The 19996-nt window shown below is 34.1% G+C and carries 18 protein-coding genes and 1 pseudogene; 13 read left to right on the forward strand and 6 right to left on the reverse strand.

All coding sequences use genetic code 11. The features are described 5' to 3' along the window. Positions 1–8: 8 nt before the first annotated feature. The 7 genes from J6L97_RS04620 to J6L97_RS04650 all read left to right on the forward strand — a co-directional run bounded on the left by J6L97_RS04620 (position 9) and on the right by J6L97_RS04650 (position 7133). Entirely contained in the window at positions 9–170 is a 162-nt protein-coding gene (locus J6L97_RS04620; protein ID WP_005719234.1) for a hypothetical protein, read from the forward strand. Then, positions 160–777, forward strand: coding sequence for a LysR family transcriptional regulator substrate-binding protein (locus tag J6L97_RS04625; protein ID WP_013086467.1), 618 nt, complete (start codon positions 160–162; stop codon positions 775–777). Before J6L97_RS04620 ends, J6L97_RS04625 begins: the two co-directional genes overlap by 11 nt. An 89-nt stretch (positions 778–866) precedes the next feature. Further along, positions 867–1415, forward strand: a complete 549-nt coding sequence (locus tag J6L97_RS04630) for a hypothetical protein (protein ID WP_013086466.1) — start codon at positions 867–869, stop codon at positions 1413–1415. Positions 1416–1510: 95 nt separating this feature from the next. Then, complete coding sequence (locus J6L97_RS04635; RefSeq protein ID WP_054832952.1) at positions 1511–2173, forward strand: putative quinol monooxygenase; 663 nt, start codon at positions 1511–1513, stop codon at positions 2171–2173. Positions 2174–2743: 570 nt separating this feature from the next. Further along, positions 2744–3781, forward strand: coding sequence for a hypothetical protein (locus J6L97_RS04640; protein WP_054832954.1), 1038 nt, complete (start codon positions 2744–2746; stop codon positions 3779–3781). 173 nt (positions 3782–3954) lie between these two features. Continuing rightward, entirely contained in the window at positions 3955–5553 is a 1599-nt protein-coding gene (locus J6L97_RS04645; protein ID WP_013086463.1) for an ATP-binding cassette domain-containing protein, read from the forward strand. Then, positions 5550–7133 carry an ATP-binding cassette domain-containing protein gene (locus J6L97_RS04650; protein WP_057726909.1) on the forward strand — a complete coding sequence of 528 codons (1584 nt, stop codon included), beginning with the start codon at positions 5550–5552 and terminating at the stop codon, positions 7131–7133. The genes J6L97_RS04645 and J6L97_RS04650 overlap by 4 nt, the downstream gene beginning before the upstream one ends. A gap of 43 nt (positions 7134–7176) precedes the next feature. Here J6L97_RS04650 and J6L97_RS04655 read toward each other — a convergent pair whose 3' ends face one another. Both J6L97_RS04655 and J6L97_RS04660 read right to left on the reverse strand, forming a co-directional pair. Then, positions 7177–7896, reverse strand: coding sequence for a hypothetical protein (locus J6L97_RS04655; RefSeq protein ID WP_057726910.1), 720 nt, complete (start codon positions 7894–7896; stop codon positions 7177–7179). A gap of 388 nt (positions 7897–8284) precedes the next feature. After that, positions 8285–8524, reverse strand: a complete 240-nt coding sequence (locus J6L97_RS04660; protein WP_005719224.1) for an RpiB/LacA/LacB family sugar-phosphate isomerase — start codon at positions 8522–8524, stop codon at positions 8285–8287. A 75-nt stretch (positions 8525–8599) separates the two neighbouring features. Between J6L97_RS04660 and J6L97_RS04665 the strand changes: the two genes are divergently transcribed. Next, positions 8600–9169 (forward strand): hypothetical protein, encoded by a 570-nt coding sequence (locus J6L97_RS04665; RefSeq protein ID WP_057726911.1) that lies wholly within the window; start codon positions 8600–8602, stop codon positions 9167–9169. Further along, positions 9170–9541 carry a nuclear transport factor 2 family protein gene (locus tag J6L97_RS04670; protein ID WP_057726912.1) on the forward strand — a complete coding sequence of 124 codons (372 nt, stop codon included), beginning with the start codon at positions 9170–9172 and terminating at the stop codon, positions 9539–9541. It begins immediately after the preceding gene. 47 nt (positions 9542–9588) lie between these two features. On the opposite strand, the pseudogene J6L97_RS04675 reads toward J6L97_RS04670, so the two are convergent. Continuing rightward, positions 9589–11899, reverse strand: a pseudogene (locus tag J6L97_RS04675) (phospholipase D family protein). A 307-nt stretch (positions 11900–12206) separates the two neighbouring features. Here J6L97_RS04675 and J6L97_RS04680 point away from each other — a divergent pair. Together J6L97_RS04680 and J6L97_RS04685 are read left to right on the forward strand one after the other, a co-directional pair. Beyond that, entirely contained in the window at positions 12207–13385 is a 1179-nt protein-coding gene (locus J6L97_RS04680) for an IS256 family transposase (protein WP_005728142.1), read from the forward strand. A 66-nt stretch (positions 13386–13451) separates the two neighbouring features. Next, positions 13452–14012: a histidine phosphatase family protein gene (locus J6L97_RS04685; RefSeq protein ID WP_057726997.1), complete on the forward strand. Its 561-nt coding sequence runs from the start codon at positions 13452–13454 to the stop codon at positions 14010–14012. Positions 14013–14102: 90 nt separating this feature from the next. On the opposite strand, the gene J6L97_RS04690 is transcribed toward J6L97_RS04685, so the two are convergent. After that, positions 14103–15470 (reverse strand): aspartate kinase, encoded by a 1368-nt coding sequence (locus J6L97_RS04690; RefSeq protein ID WP_054833014.1) that lies wholly within the window; start codon positions 15468–15470, stop codon positions 14103–14105. Between the two features lie 19 nt (positions 15471–15489). Beyond that, positions 15490–16980: a threonine synthase gene (thrC, locus tag J6L97_RS04695; RefSeq protein ID WP_057726998.1), complete on the reverse strand. Its 1491-nt coding sequence runs from the start codon at positions 16978–16980 to the stop codon at positions 15490–15492. A gap of 111 nt (positions 16981–17091) precedes the next feature. Here thrC and J6L97_RS04700 point away from each other — a divergent pair, with 111 nt between their 5' ends. Both J6L97_RS04700 and thrB read left to right on the forward strand, forming a co-directional pair. Continuing rightward, positions 17092–18327 (forward strand): homoserine dehydrogenase, encoded by a 1236-nt coding sequence (locus J6L97_RS04700; RefSeq protein WP_054833015.1) that lies wholly within the window; start codon positions 17092–17094, stop codon positions 18325–18327. 15 nt (positions 18328–18342) lie between these two features. Next, positions 18343–19206: a homoserine kinase gene (gene thrB, locus J6L97_RS04705; RefSeq protein WP_013086455.1), complete on the forward strand. Its 864-nt coding sequence runs from the start codon at positions 18343–18345 to the stop codon at positions 19204–19206. A gap of 26 nt (positions 19207–19232) precedes the next feature. Here the strand turns inward: thrB and J6L97_RS04710 are convergent, their stop codons facing one another. Further along, positions 19233–19880, reverse strand: a complete 648-nt coding sequence (locus J6L97_RS04710) for a hypothetical protein (RefSeq protein WP_057726999.1) — start codon at positions 19878–19880, stop codon at positions 19233–19235. Positions 19881–19996 lie beyond the last annotated feature (116 nt).

Raw genomic sequence — 19996 nt, forward strand, 5'->3', positions numbered from 1 at the left:
GTTAAAAAATGAGTAAAGAAAAGAAACTCAATTTAATAAAATTATTTGGCATTGTAGTTAGTGGTTTGAATTTGATCTTTTTTGCCTTGATGGCACTTAATAAGCATGAAGATACTAAGGATAAAAGAAGAGTAGCAGAAGAAGGACACGCACCGCTGGATGAAAAATAAAATGACGGAATTAAAGATTGCATATTTTGACCAATTAGGTCGTAAGGAATTAGATCAGGCAGTGCAGCATTTTGTGTTAAAACATCCTAATGTAGATGTAAAACTACTTGCGACTAGTCATGATGGTGCTTTTGCAAAACTGAATGAAGATGAAGCAGACATAGCAATCAATGATTTGCGTGACGAGAATCTTAACTTTGATGAAACAGAATTGACTCAAGCTGGTGTAATGGCAATTTTGCCCAAGGGAATGTATCCTAATGGCATTCAAATGATTGAAAAAGACGAGCTCAATGATATGACTTGTTTTATTGTGGCTAAACCTGAAGAAGAGGTTAGTGAGCTACATTTATTTAAAGATTTGTATCAAATTGGCAGTCAATTCATCGCTTCTAACTCGGTTGAAGAAGCAGCACTGTTGGTCGCCTCTGGGTCTGGCTATTTTATTTTAAATGAGAATACGGCTAGGTTAATTAATACTGCAGATTTGCAGCCACTTTTCTTGCTTGATCATGGTCAGTTAATAAAGCAAAAGATAATGGCTTTTTATAAGTCAAATTCAGCGTTAAGTAGTGAGTTTATAAAGCTATTGCAGCAAGAATATTAATCTGTAAAGTTAAAAATATCTTGTCTAAGTACTATAAGATACTGTAAAATATATTATGAAAGCGGATTCATATATTTTACATTCTGGAGATGATTTTTATGCTAAAAAGAAATTTGTTACCTTTAACATCAATGGTACTTGTTTTAGGATTAACTGGTTTGGCTAGTCAAGTTGAGACTGTTGATGCTTCAACTTATGGTAATGGTGTACAGGTTACTATTCCAAAAAAGATGCAGGGTACTTGGTACTCTTATGATCGTAATGCACATAATGGCACAAAGATCACCTTTACTGAACATACTGTTAATGGCAAACCAATATTTACCCAGGAGGCTTCGACAATTAGTGATTACTTCAATGGTAGAATTGCTAACCAGAAGAACTTTGATAAGGTAACGCAAAACTGGATGTCTGGTAAAACTACCAAAATGAAGAATGATACATTCTATGAGATTGATCCGTGGATTACTTTTGAAAATTGGAGTCTTTATCGAGTGGTACCACAAACCATTAATGGTAAAAAGCATAACGTGCTGGTTTATTCTAGTAGATATGATGGTGGTAACTACTTCAGAAGCAAGAAATTAGCTAAAAAAATGAAGGACTACAAGTTTAAGAAAGTTAATTACACGTTATAGTTTTGTGACATCCCTTAACTAAGGGATGTTTTTTACTAATAGACGCGGTAAAATTTAGTATAATAGTGACAAAATTAATTCTTGGAGGAGAAGTTATGAAATTAAAACAAACACCAATTTTGCGTTTATATAAACTAGAAACTAATAAAGAGGATCATGCAAAGTTCGTTAAGGCGGGGCAACATAATATGCTTACTTCTCAAGAAAACGAACCAGGCACATTGTTTATGCAGACAAGTCATGACGAAGAAACTACTAATTTTGTAGTAGAATGCTATCAAGACGAAGCAAGTTATGATACTCATGCTAATTCAAAGCAATTTAAGGATTTTACTGACGTTGCTAAAGATATTTTAACTAGTCGAGTAAAGGTAGAATTGTTTCCGGAATTTATTTCTACAAAGGCAGAAAAACTAGCAGTTACCGGATCAAATGATTATGTTATTTATCTGACTGAAATTGGTGTTTCTTTAGGTAAGGGCGATGAGTTTGCTCATGCTGTAATGAAAGAAATGAAAACGGCAGTCGAAGAAGAAAAAGATATTTTGGCAATGATTGCAGGAACTGTTGCCGATCAACCAAATGAATGGTTAGCTATTGAAGTTTATCGTAATAATGAAGCTTACAAGCAGCACTTGGAAACTAAGAACTTCAAAGAGTATTTGAAAAATACAAAATATTGTGTTGAAAGTAAGAGTTTACGTAAGTTGCAACCAGATGTAATTGTTGACCAAGGTGCAATTTTCTACCAACCATAAAGAATAAGACGAAAAGAAGACCAGGCTATGTGGAGTACATAACCTGGTCTTTCTAGTTAGAGGGGAAAAAGATTTATTAATATATATTATTCTGGTTTTTAGTGGCGATGTTTTACCTTTGCTACTGCTGGTTTATTAATTAATACTGAGCTGATGGCCATTAAACCAAGCGTTAAAAATGATCCACCAATTAAGAGTAGTTTAATCAAGGTTCTCATTCCTTTCATCTTAATTGATCTTATAATAGCGAAATAATATTAAGAATTTATATGTAAAACCTAATGGATTAGTTAAGAAAATAAAACTAGAAAAAAGGCTGGTTAGCACGTAAAATAGAAATAGAGTCAAAGTCTAGTGCAACTGCGCATAAAATAAAGCAGTATCGATGGGATGTTGCTTGTTTTGGTTAAAAAATAGAGAATATGCTTGTAGCCCTTTTCGTAAATAGCGTTAATGTTGTAAAATGGAAAGTGCATTAAGTTTATTAATGAGAAAATTGATATATTATTGCAAAAAAGGCCGTAATGGCCCTTTTTGTTGTGAAAAAACTAAAAGAATATAGGATTGGAAATGCCAGGAATAGTAGAGCAAACATTATTAGAACAACAAAATATTGATTTAAATGAAATGGTAACAATGAATCAAATGATTGATCAATTGTTGCCTAATGCAAGTAAAGAATTACAACAAAAACTAAAGATTAAAATTTATAACTTTGTGCGTACACGTAAACAACCAAGTATTACTGTGCGAAGAAGAAAATATTTTAAGCCGGCTGTTGCTAAATTAATTATTGGTAATGTACAAGATTACGCAGATGCAATTGAACGTCGTGCTAAGGAAGCCCCAGCTAAAGAGGATGCTACTGATAAGAAGCCAGCTTCTAAATCTAAGCGGGTTAAGACAATTACTAAGCGTAAGATTTTAGCTAAAGTTATAAAGAATGATAAGATTGATAAATCTATTCAAAAGAAATTAGAAGATAAGATTGCTTCAATTGTAAAGACCAACTTTATTAAGCCAGTTAACAAGCGGGGAAGTTTTTCGGTTGAAGATGGTGAAAAAGTTATAGCTGAACTTAGTCCTTTTTATCAAAATATCAAGATTGATCAAAAGTATCGCAAGAATGCTGAAAAAGCGGCTGAAAATAAGGAAACAGAAACTAAAGAAAAGCCTGAGCAACATTCTAAGGATCAGAATGAAAGTCGTGAAGGTCAATCTAAGGACTTTGAGCGTAAGAATAATCAGAAGAATAGCAATAATCGAAATAATAATCAAACGCAAAATCAACGTAAGCGACAAAATAAGCATCCTTTTGAGATCAGAAGAGAAAATAATAACCGCTCACGTAATAATCAGTCTAACCGCCGCTATAATAATCGAAATAATTATGATAGTCGGAATAATTATGAATTTGATGAAGCTAGCGGTTTGCGTGAACGCTACAATACAGTAATCAGAAATTACAATCAACTGGAGCAAAGATATAATGCTTTGCAAGATAAATATAATCAGGCTTTAGATGATAAAGCTAGATTGATCGAAGAAATGGGTAAGAAGAACGAAGACTTACGTCGTGTATTGATCGACGTTTTGCGAAAAATGTAGTTTTTGGTAAAGAAAGAGACTAGTAGTCAATTTGAATTGATTACTAGTCTTATTTTATGTTTATGAAATATGATTTAGCTTAAAAATTAAAAAAATATGTGTAAAAAATTATTTTTGTGTAGTAATATTAAAGGATGATAAATGTTTTTATTAATGATTAATGGAGGAGAAGTATGAGTTTAAAAGAGCTATTTAAAAGCAATGTGTTTCGAGCCTGCATTATTATCTTATTGTATGTTTTATACGCATTATTTGGGAGTTTTAGTGAATATTTATTTAAATATGCTCTGAATTCAATTACTGCTGGTAATTTTAATACATATGTTTATTGGCAAATAATGCAGTTTGTTTTAGCATTATTCACTTCGTTGCTTTTACCAATTACTACCGTTGTTTTCACTAGGCAGACGCAAAACTATCTGCATAAAATTCGGCAAGAAATCATGCATCATTACTATGATGAAAAAAGTGATGAAAAAGTCTCTAGTATGCAGAACCGATTAACAGCCAATTTAAAAATCTTATCAGATGATTATGCTACACCTTGGATTACTATTTTAAGTGGGGTTTTAGAGATTGTGATTGCTATTGTTTTACTAGCAAGCATGAACTGGATTCTAATTTTGGTTACTGCCATTTTAGCTGTGATTACACTTTTTGCTCCTAAAATTATGGAGAAGAAAACATCAGCTGCCACAGATAAAGTAAATAAAAAGAATGAAAAGCTGTTAAATACAATTGCTCATTGGCTTGGTGGATTGCAGGAACTACGTCGTTATAGTGCATACAGTCGTTTGGTTAAGCAAATTCATCGATCAAGTAGTGATTATGTGGACGCAAGTAAGGGTAGTGCAAAATTAAGAAGTGTAAGTTATTTGATTAATGCTTTTAGCAATTCAATTGCACAAATTGGTATGAGCTTTATTGCTGGAATCATGTTTTTGCTTAATATGATTTCATTCGGTGATTTTGCAGTTGCTAGTGGTTTTGCATTTACGATTTTTTCAGCAATTTGGAATATTACTCAGTCGTTAACGCAAGTTAAGTCAACTAAGGCTTTACGCGAACAGATTACCGATTTAAGAAAGCAAGTTCCTGATGAAAATAAAGATAAAGTATCAGCCTACGGTCTTAAAGTTTCAGGCTTGTCTGTAAAATACGATCAGGGGGAAACAATTTTTTATCCTGATTTTACAATAAAAAAAGGGCAGAAAGTTTTGCTTACTGGCGATTCAGGAACAGGAAAATCAACCTTGTTTAATGTTTTGTTAGGTAAGCTAAAACCTGAATCTGGTACGGTGACCTATCTAGATGAAAATGAAACTATCATTCCTGAAGGAAAAGCTAGAATTGGCAATATGCCGCAAAATCCAGTAGTTTTTCCCGCAACGATCAAAGAGAACATTACAATGTTTAACGAAAATTTGCAGGATAAGCTTCAAGATGTTGTTCAAGCAGTTCAACTCCAATCCGACTTAGCCAAAATGCCAGATGGTGTTAATACAACAATTGATCTAAAAAGTGAAAATTTGTCTGGTGGACAACGGCAAAAAGTTGTTTTAGCGCGAACGGAAATACACGAGCAATCGTTTGTTTTAATGGATGAAGTAACTAGTGCGATCGATCAAAAAGCTACCGAAAAAATCATTGATGAATTGCTCAAAACAGATCAAACTATTTTGATGATTGCTCACAACTTTACGCCAGAATTAAAAGCAAAATTTGATCAAGAAATTAAATTAAAAAGTAAGAAAGGGGATAAAGTAAGATGAATTTGAAAGCTTTTATTAAAACCAATCCAGTTCGTTTCTGGTTAACTGCAATTGGTTGGATTATTATTCCTGCTTTATCAATTACCAATACTTACGTTGTACAAGAAGAGACGAATATCCTTTTAAGTCGTAATTGGACTAAGTTTATTTTAATCAATGTTCTTGCTTTTCTGATTATGTTAGTTGACTATGGTGTGAGTGCTTTAGTTGATTATCAGCAGCAGGCTCAGGTACAAGACTTAAATGATCAAGTTAGAGATAAAATTGTTAAGCGATATTATTATGACGGGAAAAAGCATACTGTTGCACAGATGCAAAATCGTTTGACTAATGATTTACAAATGCTTAACAATAACTACTTTATTAATGTCTTCTTATTGATTTATGGTGTGTCAACGATCGTTTTTGTTTTAATTTATCTTATTTTATTGAGTTGGCAATTATTGCTGGCTATTTGTTTGATGGTAGCTATTTCTTTTTTGCTGCCAAAGTTAACAGAAAAGCCGTTACAAAAAGCAACAGAATTAATTTCTGACAGCAATCAAAAATATTTAGATACATTAAATGATTGGTTATCTGGTCTGGATCAACTTCAACAATTTTTATCTGGAGCTAAACTATTTTCCGTAATAGAAAAAACATCAAAAAAATTAGAAGATGCTAATGTTAAGCAAACGGCTTATATTAAACTGCTTAATGCTGTAAATGGAATTGTTTCCGCGGCTTTTGGTTTAGCATTGTTTGTGCTTGCTGGTTGGTTGGTTAAAAATCATCAAATTCCAATTGGTGCCTTATTGGTAGTCGGTAATTTTCGGTATTACTTAAATGGAGGAATTGATACACTTACTAACGGGTTAGGAGCAATGAAAGGTAGTAAAGAATTACTTGCCGAAGTTGATAAATCTGCTAGTGATATTCCGATGCAAGCTGAAAAAGATGTAGTTATGCCTAATGTAATTAAAACAAAAGATCTAGTTTTAAAGTTCCCTAATGGAGAAAAATTGACTTATCCTGATCTGGAGATTAAGCAAGGCGAAAAGATTTTATTAACTGGCGATTCTGGTGCAGGTAAGTCTACTTTGTTTAAACTAATTTTAGGTGAACTTAAGCCTAGTGCAGGTAAAGTTGTTTATGAGGATAAGGCTGGTAAGAAAATTAATCCTGATTTGAGTAAGATAGGTTATTTACCGCAAGATCCAGTAGTTTTTCCAGCATCGATTGAAGAAAATATTACGATGTTTAATGAAAAACTGAATGGAAAAGTTAAACAAGTAATAAATGAAGTGAACTTTGCTGATGATATCGCTAAGTTTACTGAAGGACTAGATGAAAAGATTAATCTTGATAAGCTAAATATTTCCGGAGGTCAAAGACAAAAAATTGTATTGGCTAGAGCAAAAGTTCACAATAGTGATATTATCTTGATTGATGAGGGAACTAGTGCAATTGATCAGAAAGCTACAATGTTGATTTTGAAGAATTTATTGAAAAGCAAAACGACGATTGTTTTTATTGCCCATAACTTTAATGAAGGAATGCATCAGTTGTTTGATCGAGAGATTCATTTAGTAAAAGAATAGTTGAAGAAAGACACTGCATTTTTAGGGTTGCAGTGTCTTTACTTTAGTTTGGAAAGATATAGGTATTGAAACTGTTATTCTTATTTATTTTAAAATAGCTTAATAATTGATAAGCCATCCAGTCAGTATCGTCTGCTTCAAAAAATATTGAAGGATAATTTTGAAACATTTTAACTAGAATAGTTTCAATAAAATTATTAGAACTAAACCTATCCCAAGAACAGATGTATGCAATCTCGTTGTTTTCAGTGAATACAAGATTATCTATTTCTCCGAGTTCATTAGTACTATAATATCCAGTTTTTGTTGGAACTTCTTGGATAAACGTGTCAATATTAGCAGTTAATGGTGACACAGATTGATGAACTTGTTTGTAATATTTATAAAGTAATTGGCAACATGTTCTGTAATCGGGACTTTCTGTATTGAAAAAATGAAGAGATAATTTGTTATTGATCTCAATTTTTAAATCTTTTTTGTTAACGGTAAGCGTATAACAGTGTCGTTTGCAGATAAAACCATTTCTTAATAAAAAATCTACGATTGGATTTTCATTTGAATCAATCATGACTTGCAATGCTTGGTGCTCTGCTTGAACTATTTTTGAAAATGGAATATTTACAGAGTAATCACTTAGATTGAATTTTAGATAAATATATTTGTTATGAAAAAGATTGTGATAAGTAGAAATAGTGCCTAGATGCTTATCGTTATCAGTTACTTTGTAGATTTTAGGAGATATTTTTTCAATTTTTGTAGTCATTTTTTATCCTTTTGATAATTGAAATTAATTTTTGATCGGTTCCGTTTTTAATTATGAAGTTATAAATCGGTTCATAATTGAGCACAGGGAAAATAAGATCAGGATCAATTTTAGGTATAATGTCAATCATTGATTTCTTACTAATTACGTTGAGATTTTTAACTTCTTGAGCATTTCTTATCTTTCTTTTTGCTTGTGAAGGAGGATAACCTTGTCCCCAAGGCTGTTCAAAAAGATTTTTTATAGTCTGCTCAAAATTGATTTCACCACTCCAACCCCAATTAAGTCCTAGTGGAAAGGAGACAACACTGCCGTTATTGATATGACCAAAAAGAAAAGCATCTTGTGGAGTGGGGATATAACCACATTGAATATTAGGAAAAGTATTTCATGCAAGCATCATTCCTTGTCCAGAAGTACATCCTGTCACAATGAAGTCAGTCGCCTTGCTATTAATTAATAATGCAACAGCTAGGGAAACTTGCACGTAAGATAGACTAGCCGAACTATCTTGATAAATACCAAAATTGAATACTTGATCATTGGATCCTACAGATTCTTTGATATACTTCTCTAATATGAAATTTTTACTTTTTTGCGATGTAGCTTGAATAATACCTATTTTCACAAATTTTACCTCAAAGGTTTATTTTGAAAAAGCTTTATAATATTGCGTAGGAAAATAAATAAGAAGGTGAGCACAATGAAAGACAGAATTATTGTTGGAACTCCTGTTAAATTGAGTCATGTTTTAATCGGTATAATTGTGGTGATTTTTCTTTCACTGTTTTTAACAGGATTTGGTTATCAACCTTGGTGGCTATTTCTTATTGTACTAATTTTAGGCGTATTTGTCACTTTACCGACTTGTTTCAGTTCATATTGGCAAATTGATAGTAAGAATATCACATCTATCACTTATGATAGCAATGATGCACTAAAATTGCTACAGTTACTTGGTTTGCGTAAAAAAGATAAGCAAATCATTAATTTGTCAGAGATAAAAAATGCTTCTGTTGTTTATCGTAAAAATTTGCGTCTCAGTCCCGTTGATTTTAATCCCGACTATCTAGATTTAATCTTAGATCTAAATAAAGGAACAAAAGTTACCTTATCACTTGGAAGTATTGATTATCAGAAATTAGATTCTATTCTAACTTTATTGGAGGATAAGGATATTGCAGTACATGATAAGCAGGGAGTTCAGCAATTATTGAAGGAAAATAAAAATTTGTTTAATCATTTTCACAGGAAAGAATGGACATCACTTTAGGTGAGTAAAAAACAGATAATTAGAGACTATTTCCAGGCATGGCTTAAACCAAATATTGAAGTTATTAAATCTATCTTTGATAAAAATGCTACATATAGTGAGTGCTATGGACCTATTTATAGAAATAAAAAGGAGATAATATCTTGGTTTGAAAAATGGAACAAGCAGGGAAAAGTAATTGCTTGGCCAATAGAAAAGATATTAATTAATGAAAATACATGTATTGTTGAATGGCATTTTAAATGTAATTACCAGAAAAAAATTAGTGAATTTGACGGCGTATCAATTATAGATTTTAATGATCAAAATAAAATAATTTCAGTAAAAGAATATCAATCTAAATCTCAACATTATTATCCATATAGCAAATAAGACTTCAAGTCATGATAGGTTAGAAGCCTTATTTTGAATGATACAATCTAATTTCTATGGAAGAGATTACCAAACCAACTATGGTTCTTTTTAGCCTCTTCTTTTCGTCGTTGTTCACGATCTTCTAACATTGCCTTAGCCAGCATATCAACTGTTTGAGTTAATTGTGCTTGATTGTCTCGTTGTTGCTTATCTCTAAATGAACTACTATTTTGATACTTATTCATTAACGTATCATCATCAAGCCATTTATCAAAGTTTTCCACGTCAAGGATAAAGCCAGTACTAGTTTGTTGTGATGCAATGTGATATTTTCTAGGCAAATATTTAAAGTAGCGATCAAGCATAGTAGAGCCACTTCGCCGTTTGATCGGAGATTTTATTGAAAAGCTCTTTATTGATTTGAGCTTTTAGCCGGTCATCTTGTTTAATAAATAAGATATCGCTACCAATTTTTGCTTGATTGATTAACATTCCCCAGTCATTTCGACCAACGAATAGGGAATAATCGTAATTTTCTTCAAAATACTTGCTGACTTGGTTATACATATCAAATTTATCAAGTGCAGTTTTTAAAACATGCTTGATTGGATATAAGAAGTCTCTTTCAATCTTCTGCGCGTCTTCAACACTAACGTTAGTAAAGAATTTTGCTAATTCAACTTGACAATATTTAAAAAGATCATCATTTGCACGGCTAAATAAGCTAGTTAATGCTGCATTACGTTGATCACTTTCACCTGAAAAAGTAGATTCAAAGCTTAAGTACCATAAACGACGCATAATTTCAGGCTTTAGTGAAAATTGTGATTTAATAGAGCTTTCTTGTCTATTCATCGTGAAAATGAATGCTGGTGAGGGATGAGTTAAATTACGGTTGTTAGTAACTTCCTTGATGAATCTTTCAAAGTAAGTACGCGTTGTAAGTTCAGGACTGACATCATCAATCATTAATGGACTTACAGGACCATTTGTATATACATAGTCACTTAGCGTGTTGGTAATTGTCATATTGATATTACTCTTGCCAAAGGCATAATTCTTTGGATCCATCATTCCACTATCTAAGAAATTATGAGCACCAATTAATTTAGCGGCTAGTCTTTTCCCTAGGGTGGACTTACCAGTTCGACCTTGTCCGATTAGTGCTGTAGCAATAGGCACGTCCTCTCTAGATACGTTGCTTCCAGATAATTCATATAAATTGCGGATTTTCCAAAGCCATGGTGATTCATACAGAAACAACATAAAGTCACAAGCTTGCCAGCCTTCACCAACTTCTTTGTAAGTATTATATTCATGAGTGATATCACAGAAAAGCTGAAGTGCATTTTTTAATTGCTCTTCAGTTAAATCAGAAGTAATAACTTCAGAAGGGATGTTATCACCAATTTTAGAGGCTTGGAATAATTGACCATTATTGTAAAACTGAACAGGAACAGGGAAGAGATCTTCTTCTTTTTCAATTTGTGTTGTATCTGCTTTTGCCTTTTTGTCTTGACGAATAATGTGCTGAGTTAAGCTATATAAATCTTGCCCGATTGTATCTAGCTTACGTCTTTTATTGCCACCTTCACCAAATAAAGTAACTGTTTGTGAAGCAACAAGCTTTTCATTTTCAGATAATTTCTTTAATTCATCATCTTTGCTGTAATGGTCACGATACTTTTTGATCTCTTCAGCTGGAAGAATGATGATGTCTTTACCAGTTGAATTAGGACTATTTTTAATTTCTAGAGAAGAATCCTGCATCACATGAATGCGTAGCTCTTCTTTATCTTTGTCTTTTAAATAACCAGATAATTTTTTAGCATCAATGTATGTTGCAGCTTGATCAAGGTTATCCTGAAACATTTGTTGGTAGCAATTGAACAATGGATCAGAAGTATTGCCGTAGTCCCAAACTAATTGCTCCATATTTTTATTAACAGCCGCATCGGTAAGATTCATTGAACCCGAAAAGACGGAGTACTTGCTTTGATTTCTCATTAAATAAAGCTTAGTGTGAATCAAATTCTGTTTGGTGAAGAAAAGTTGTAAACTACCATCTAAAATGCGTTTAGTGAAGGTACTATCTTGGTGCTCGTAACTATATTCAATCAAATCACGACGCTTATTTAAAATTTGGTCAATTCTTTTGCCAATTGAATTTGATCCATTATCAGTTAGTCCAAGAATTAGTGTGATCTGGTCAAAACGTGGTAGAAGATTTTTCTCAATAAATTTAATGTTGGAAACAAAGGAAATACCTTTAAACTCAGAGAATTTATTTGATTCTCTTTGAAAATCAACTAATTGCCAAAAATCGGCATTGGAAATTAATTTTTGATCAGTATGATTGAGTATTTCTAATCCCATATGAAATCCTTTCGTGAGTATACAAATATTTGCTTTTAGTGTATCGTGAAAAATTGAATTAGAGCAAGGAAAAATTAAATTATCATTGAATTTATAAATTGGATTAAGTAAAATTTGATTCAAATAACGGTAGTAAAAAAATATATAATATGTTATTGCTTGGGAGACAATTATGAGAGACTGTAAAATAGTTTGTGTAAGGATGAATGATTCCTTAAATTTATTTCTTTAAACATTAGAAAAAGGAGTTCCTTTCTCGTATGATTGGTTTGAACAAAAAAACACATACAGAAAGAAGAACTCCTTCATGAATGATTTTACCAAAGATTTTGCTCAAGCTCTATTCAATCCAGACAAAATAAATGATTTATTGCGCAAAGAGCTACAACAGGCTGTTAATAACTTGCTAGAAGCTGAGTTGACTGCCTTTCTAGGCTATGATCCCTATGCCAGAAATGGCTGGAATACTGGCAATTCTAGAAATGGTGCTTATTTCCGCAAGGTTGATACCCAGTTTGGACCAATTGAAGTGCAAGTGCCTCGAGACCGCAACGGTCAGTTTCATCAGCACACGCTGCCTGACTACAAGCAGCACTCTGATGTTTTGGAAAGCACGATTATCAAGCTATACTCCAAAGGCGTAACTACCAGAGAAATCGCTGACTTGATTGAGAAAATGTATGGCAGTCATTATAGTCCAGCTCAAGTATCAAATATTTCCAAGCAGATGCTCCCCAAGATTGAGGCTTATCACAAGCGCAAGCTAAGCGACAAGTTTTTCTGTGTCTATTTGGATGCGACATACCTTCCTTTGCGCCGAGAAACGTTTGAGCGTGAAGCAGTATATATTGCCATTGGCATTAAACCTAATGGACATAAGGAAGTCATTGACTACTGCATTGCTCCTAGTGAGAACATTGAAGTTTGGACAGAGATGCTTCAAAACATGAAGTCCAGAGGCTTGAAGCAAGTTGAGCTTTTTCTTTCTGATGGTGTTGTTGGCATGAAAACAGCCTTGGCCAGGACTTATCCTAAAGCTCATTTTCAACGCTGCCTGGTTCATGTCATGCGCAATATCTGCGCTAAAGTACGCGTCGACGATCGTGAAAAGATCATGAACGAATTCAAGCAGATACATCAACAGACAAGCAAAAAAGAAGCTGCAGCTGTCTTGCACAAATTCTATGCCAAATGGAATAAAGCTTATAGCCATGTCATCAAAGGTTTGAAGGAAATTGAGCCCGATCTGCTAGTCTTCTACAATTATCCCAAACAAATCAGAGCTTCAATTTATTCAACCAATATGATTGAATCCTTTAACAACGTCATCAAGCGTAAAGCTAAGCCTAAGGCAGAATTTCCAACTGAACAGTCGCTTGATGCATTTATTGGCATCCAGGCAATGAGCTACAATGACCGTTATTTCAATCGAATTCATAAAGGCTTTGGTCAGGTTCAGGACACCTTAGAATCCTACTTTGATTAAATAAATAATTAAAAAATCAATTTACGAGAAAGATCTATTTACACAAAAGATTTGACAGTTTCAATTATGACAACAGTATATTTTGTAAGACATGCTCAACCTGATTTATCAGTTCATGATGATTTAACACGTCCTTTGACAGAAAAGGGGTTGCAAGATAGAAAAAAAGTAACTGATTACTTTAGAGATAAACACATCGACCAAGCTTTTTCTAGTCCATTCAAGCGTGCAATTGATACAATTCAACCAGTTATAGACGAGAAGGAACTAACATTATCATCTATTTCTGACTTTAGAGAAAGAAAAATTGGTGATGAGTGGATTTCTAATTTTCATGAATATTGTAAAAGACAGTGGGAAGATTTTGATTATAAGCTAAAAAATGGCGAATCTTTAAAAGAGACGCAGAAGAGAAATGTTGCAGCTTTGAAGCTAGTTTTGTCCAAATATCAAGATCAAACTATGATTATTGGTGGACATGGTACAGCAATTGGATCAGTAATTAATTACTATGATCCAAACTTTAAATATGAAGCCTTTGCTATGATCCAGCCAAAGAATCCATTTATTGTGAAAATGAACTTTGATGGAGAAAAATATTTGGAGTATAAAGTAGTTACTTTTTAGTAAAAAGATAATCTCATAAAGTAAAAATGGTAAATCAAGGTACTAATAACCAGATTTACCATTTTTTTATTTGTTATATTATAGCTTATGTTAAATTTTATCCTGAGCAATGAAATTATCATAAATGGTTTTGATAACTACTTCTTCATCTTGCCGTCTGGTACCAATCATAATTGAGATTTGGGATGCACCCTGGTTAATCATTTGAATGGAGATGTTCTTTTTACCAAGAGGGTAAAGCAGGCTAGCACATAAAGTCAGCTTGTCCTTCATCCCTTCACCTACCACCATTGTGATCGCATAATCATCAATCCACTGCATTTGATCAGGATTTAGACTAGTTTGAATTTCATTACAGATAACATCAATTAACTGATCAGTTAGGACATCTTTTTTGAAAATAATGGTAATATCATCAATTCCAGATGGCATATGTTCATATGAAACGTGATGTTTTTGCAAAATTTCCATTAACTTCAAGGTGAAACCAGCACCTTTATTTAACATATATTTTCTTAAATAAAGGGCCGCGAAGTTTTTGCCTCCGGCAATACCTGTGATTGTGTGTTTAGGTATAAAGCCGTCCTCTGGTACGATCATTGTCCCAGGTTTTTCTGGAGCATTAGTATTTTTAACATTGACAGGAATTTCGCCTTGAATAGCAGGAATTAAGGCTTCATCGTGAAAGACGGAAAATCCCGCATAAGATAGTTCCCGCATTTCTTGATAAGTCATTCTTTTAATTGGCTTGGGCTGATCAACGATATGGGGATTGGCTGAAAAAATAGCATCGACATCGGTGAAGTTTTCATAAAGATCAGCGTTTAACCCCCTAGCTAGAATAGCACCGGTAATGTCAGAACCACCGCGAGAGAAAGTAGCAATATGTCCTGATGGTGTAATGCCATAGAAGCCAGGAAAAATGATCTTTTCATCTTTTGCAGCCTTAATTCTTTTTAAGTTCACATAAGTTTCAGGATTGACTTCAGCATTATTAGAAGTGCCAGTGACAATTAAACCTACATCTTTTGGCTCTAAAAATCGTGCTTTAATTCCTTGATGATTTAAAATTTTAGCAATCAAAATTGCATTAAGACGTTCTCCGTGTGCTTTAAAGGTTGCCATGCGGTAGTCATTATTAGGGTAACTTAGCTTCGGCAATGTAAGTAGAAGCTGCTTAATATCCTCTAATTCTGCTTCAGGCAGCTCAAAATATTGGGCAATTAATTCATAACGCTTAAAAATACGGGTAGCGATGTCTTGATAATTATTACTCCTCAAGCTCATATATGCGTAAGTGATCATTAGATCGGTTACTTTAATATCATCCTCAGTTCTTTTGCCCGGTGCTGAGACTACAACGACTTGTCTTTCGGGATCGGCATTAATAATACTTAGGGCCTTATCTACGCTATTACCTGAGGCTAGGGAAGAACCTCCAAATTTAACAACTTTCATATCTATTTTTCCTTAACTATTATTTCAAATCTAAAATTGAACTGATTTCTTTTTCCATATCATTTGGTTCAATAATTTTTTCGGTCTTGGGTTCACGATCAAAAAGGGCACGCACACCGATTGATAATTGACCGCCTAATTCATCAAGCAATTCTTTAATTGCACCGACGCCAGTTTGCATACTAGGACCACCAGTGATGGCTTCATACACCGTTTCTGGGAACTTATATGGACTGGCTGTTGAAACAATGACCATTGGGGTTTGATCGCCGGTCTTCTTTTGATATTGATTTGCTACAAAAGAGCCAACAGCAGTATGTGGATCAATTACATAGCGGTCATAATTGTAGACCCGTTTGATTTCTGATTTAACCTCTTCTTCTGTTGCAAAACCAGCTGCAAAATTTTTTTGTAATTTAGTGAAAACTTCACCGCTAACTTGATAATGACCGCGTTGAGTCAATTGATTCATTAAACTAGCGACTTCATAGTTATTTTCGTCATAAAGGTCAAATAAAAGTCGTTCCAAATTGCTGGAAACTAGGATATCCATTGCTGGTGCATTGGTTAAATGGAACTTACGTCGCTTATCGTAGACACCATTATTAAAGAAATCAGTCAATACATTGTTTTCATTAGATGCACAAATCAACTTTTTAATAGGCAAACCTAATTTCTTAGCATAATATCCAGCTAGGATGTCACCAAAGTTACCTGTTGGCACAGCAAAGTTAACTTCGTCTCCTAGTTTAATTTCTTGTCTGCGTACTAATTGTCCATAGGTGTAGAGGTAGTAAGAAATTTGCGGAACCAGACGACCAATATTCATCGAATTAGCTGAAGAAAATTGATAGCCATTAGCATTAAGTCGGTTTTTGAAAGAATCATCGTTGAAGATTTTTTTAACTTCAGTTTGAGCATCGTCAAAGTTACCTTTGATTGCAATTGCACGCAAATTGTTGCCGCGTTGGCTGAGCATTTGCTTAAGTTGAACAGGACTAACGCCACCTTCAGGATAAAAGACTATGACATCGGTACCCTTTTGATTAGCAAAGCCACGCATTGATGCCGTACCAGTATCGCCAGAAGTAGCGGTTAAAATAATAATATCTTTATCAATCTTTTCAATTTGAACAGCTCTGGTCATTAATTGTGGCAACATTTGCAAAGCTATATCTTTGAAGGCAAGGGTAGGACCGTGAAAAAGCTCCATGTAAAAACGGTTATCGTGCTTTTCGATTGGAACAATGCTGCGATCATCCCATTGTTCACTATAAGCGCTTTGAACTGCAGTGGTGATTTGCTCCTTAGTAAAGTCATCAAAGAATAAGCTAATAACCATGGCAGCGATTTGCTTGTAGGAAAGTTTGGATAAATCTTCTAACTTAAAATTAGCTTGAGGAAAGGCAACAGGCACGTAAAGCCCACCGTCTTGAGCCAAGCCTTGAATAATTGCTTGAGGTGCAGTTAAAGTGTTTTCTTTTGAACCTCTAGTACTACGATATTGCATAAACAATCTTCCTATCTTATGAAATATTAATATTATAACTATTGTACCTTGATTAGCAGCTATGATACAATCATAAAAATAAGAAAATCATTAAAAAGAGGATAAGATCAAATGGCCATCAAAATTGCATTGCTTGGATTAGGAACAGTTGGTTCAGGTGTTTTAAAAATAATTAAAAATAATAAAAAGAAGATTAGACAAACAAGTGGTGAAGAAATCATCATTGAAAAAGCTCTAGTACGTAATCCAGAAAAACATCGTAATTTAGTTAACGAAGTGATGCTAACTACAGATTTCGATTCGATTTTGCAAGATCCCGAAATTAAAATCGTAGTTGAATTAATAGGTGGGCTTCATCCTGCTAAGGAATATATTACTGCAGCAATCAATGCTGGAAAAAATGTAGTTACGGCCAATAAAGACTTAATGGCAACTTTTGGTTCGGAATTGATTAATTTAGCTGCAAGTAAAAAGTGTGATTTAATGTATGATGCTAGCGTTGCAGGCGGGATCCCTATTTTGCGGACCTTGGCTACCTCTTATTCCAGTGACATTATTTCCGAAATTCAAGGAATTATTAATGGTACGACGAATTATATTTTGTCACAAATGGGGGAAAAGGGACTAAGCTACGAGGAAGCGCTGAAAAATGCTCAAGAGCTGGGCTTTGCGGAGGCTGATCCCACTAACGATGTTACAGGTAAAGATGCAGCATACAAGATTGTAATTTTAAGCAAGTTTGCTTTTGGTACCAAGATTAGTATTGATGATTTTACTATTCAAGGGATTAATAATCTAAAGGATTTTGACATTAAACAGGCTCAGAAGTTAGGCTATGTCATTAAGCTGGTTGGGATTGCCAAAAATATTAATGGTAAATTATTTGTAGAAGTTGCTCCATGTTTGTTGCCAGAAAATGCGATTATGGCGCATATTAAAAATGAACTAAATGCTTTACAAATTAAGAGCCAAAGCCTAGGAACAGCAGTATTCACAGGCCCTGGTGCGGGTAGCTCTGCAACGGCTAATTCAGTCATGAGTGATGTGATTACTGAAATAAAAAACGTAGTGAAAAAGACCACCGGTCAGCCATTTAGTAATTTCTCCCATGTTATGCAATTAACAAGTTCGGAGGATGTGAAGTATTCCTATTATTTATCTTTCGAAGCAGAAGAGACCTTGTTTGATTTGAGTAAATTACTCTCTGATTTGGAAATTCCGGTTCGTGAGATTAAACAAGTACAATCAAGAATTGTAGTTGTAACCGAAAATATTAGTCGACAACAGCTCCAAGATTTAGCAATTCAAGATCAATATTTAAAAGCTAGCTATAAGATTTTACAGTAAAGGAAGGGAGAAAAAATGATTATTAAAGCACCAGCTTCAACGGCAAATTTGGGCCCTGGCTTTGATTCACTTGGCATGGCGGTTTCACTTTATTTGGAAGTAGAAGTTTTAAGCGTAGCTGATCGCTTTCAGGTGGATCATGTGATGAAAGGAATTCCACATGATGAAAAAAACTTAATTGTTAAGACTGCACTAACAGTTTATCCAGGTTTACAACCGCTTCATTTACGCGTCAAAAGCAATATTCCGTTGGCTCATGGTTTAGGCAGCAGTTCAAGTGCTATTGCTGCCGGAATTGAATTGGCTAATCAAATTGGTAAGCTGGGACTATCAGATGAAGAAAAGGTTCAATTAGGAGCTAAAATCGAGGGACATCCTGATAATATTGCACCGACTATTTTGGGCGGCTTGGTTGTTGGTGCTGAAGTTAACCATCATTTTGATGCAGTTGAAGCACCACTTCCTCCATATGCGTTGGTGGCTTATGTACCCGATTATAATTTGGAAACTAAGACAGCTAGAGCAGTTTTGCCTAAAGAATTGGCTTTTGGCGTAGCTACGCATGGCTCAGCAGTTGCTAATACTTTAATTGCTAGTTTGTTTGCTCAAGACTACCCTAAAGCAGGAGAATTAATGGAACAAGATGTATTCCATGAAGTTTACCGAGAAAAACTAGTGCCAGAACTTGTAAAAGTGCGGGAGGTAGCTCATTCAAAACATGCCTTGGCAACTTATTTGAGCGGCGCAGGTTCAACTATTATGACGTGGATTGAAGATAAACATGTAGCTGGATTTTTGTCGGGCTTACGTAAACATGATTTAAAAGATGAGACATTGATCTTACATCCTGATGAACAAGGTGTCCAAGTTATCCAATAAAAAAGACTGACCAAACGGTCAGTTTTTTAGTCATCAAAGGTTGCGGCAAAACTATCACCATCAACTAGCATTCTTTTAGCATTGACAGCATACCAATAAGGAATAACCTCAGTGCCATTTTCTTGCTCGAATTCGCAGTCGGCCATTTTTAAAATTTGATCTAAATTTTTAGCACTGACGTTAGGGTAGAGCTTCAGCAAAGCTTCTTGAGTAATGCCACTTTGCGTAAAGCCACTAGCGGGATAGTTGGCAGAAAAAATATCAGAAAAATCATCTAAGTCATATCTAGGCTTAAATTCTTCATCAAAGTATTTGATTTCGATGTTTTCAATTTCCATAAAGGCACCAAGCTGTTTTGCCATGTAAGGGAACTTATTAGCTAGTTGTTCAACAGTAAAACCATTGTTTGCTTTAGTTTGTGCATTGGGATGCAGTTTAAGCCAAGCTTCACGTATATTATGACTATCTTTTCTTGCAATAAGAAGGTCTTTGACTTTTTGAATAGCTGCATTGTGTCTGTTTACGGCTTTTTGCCAGTCTAATCGATTAGGATATAACTGTCTATAGCGGACAGACAAGGGATGATCGATTGCGTTGTAGATAAAATTCAGCTTGTCAGTGGTATAAGAAGTTAGTTCATCGTTACGCCACATTAATTCATAGTAAGAACTCATGAAAGACACCTTTCTATTTGGATAGACTAATTAATATTAACTGAATAGTATCATTTTTTGCCCCGATTAACAAAAGTGATAAAAATGTCTATTTAGATTGGTCAGAAGCAAAACTT

This window comes from Lactobacillus crispatus (genome assembly GCF_018987235.1).
Taxonomy (GTDB): Bacteria; Bacillota; Bacilli; order Lactobacillales; family Lactobacillaceae; genus Lactobacillus; species Lactobacillus crispatus.

Coding starts and splice junctions, on each gene's coding strand:
- J6L97_RS04620 (WP_005719234.1), top strand. CDS start 9: ATGAGTAAAGAAAAGAAACTCAATTTAATAAAATTATTTGGCATTGTA.
- J6L97_RS04625 (WP_013086467.1), top strand. CDS start 160: ATGAAAAATAAAATGACGGAATTAAAGATTGCATATTTTGACCAATTA.
- J6L97_RS04630 (WP_013086466.1), top strand. CDS start 867: ATGATTTTTATGCTAAAAAGAAATTTGTTACCTTTAACATCAATGGTA.
- J6L97_RS04635 (WP_054832952.1), top strand. CDS start 1,511: ATGAAATTAAAACAAACACCAATTTTGCGTTTATATAAACTAGAAACT.
- J6L97_RS04640 (WP_054832954.1), top strand. CDS start 2,744: ATGCCAGGAATAGTAGAGCAAACATTATTAGAACAACAAAATATTGAT.
- J6L97_RS04645 (WP_013086463.1), top strand. CDS start 3,955: ATGAGTTTAAAAGAGCTATTTAAAAGCAATGTGTTTCGAGCCTGCATT.
- J6L97_RS04650 (WP_057726909.1), top strand. CDS start 5,550: ATGAATTTGAAAGCTTTTATTAAAACCAATCCAGTTCGTTTCTGGTTA.
- J6L97_RS04655 (WP_057726910.1), bottom strand. CDS start 7,896: ATGACTACAAAAATTGAAAAAATATCTCCTAAAATCTACAAAGTAACT.
- J6L97_RS04665 (WP_057726911.1), top strand. CDS start 8,600: ATGAAAGACAGAATTATTGTTGGAACTCCTGTTAAATTGAGTCATGTT.
- J6L97_RS04680 (WP_005728142.1), top strand. CDS start 12,207: ATGAATGATTTTACCAAAGATTTTGCTCAAGCTCTATTCAATCCAGAC.
- J6L97_RS04685 (WP_057726997.1), top strand. CDS start 13,452: ATGACAACAGTATATTTTGTAAGACATGCTCAACCTGATTTATCAGTT.
- J6L97_RS04690 (WP_054833014.1), bottom strand. CDS start 15,470: ATGAAAGTTGTTAAATTTGGAGGTTCTTCCCTAGCCTCAGGTAATAGC.
- thrC (WP_057726998.1), bottom strand. CDS start 16,980: ATGCAATATCGTAGTACTAGAGGTTCAAAAGAAAACACTTTAACTGCA.
- J6L97_RS04700 (WP_054833015.1), top strand. CDS start 17,092: ATGGCCATCAAAATTGCATTGCTTGGATTAGGAACAGTTGGTTCAGGT.
- thrB (WP_013086455.1), top strand. CDS start 18,343: ATGATTATTAAAGCACCAGCTTCAACGGCAAATTTGGGCCCTGGCTTT.
- J6L97_RS04710 (WP_057726999.1), bottom strand. CDS start 19,880: ATGAGTTCTTACTATGAATTAATGTGGCGTAACGATGAACTAACTTCT.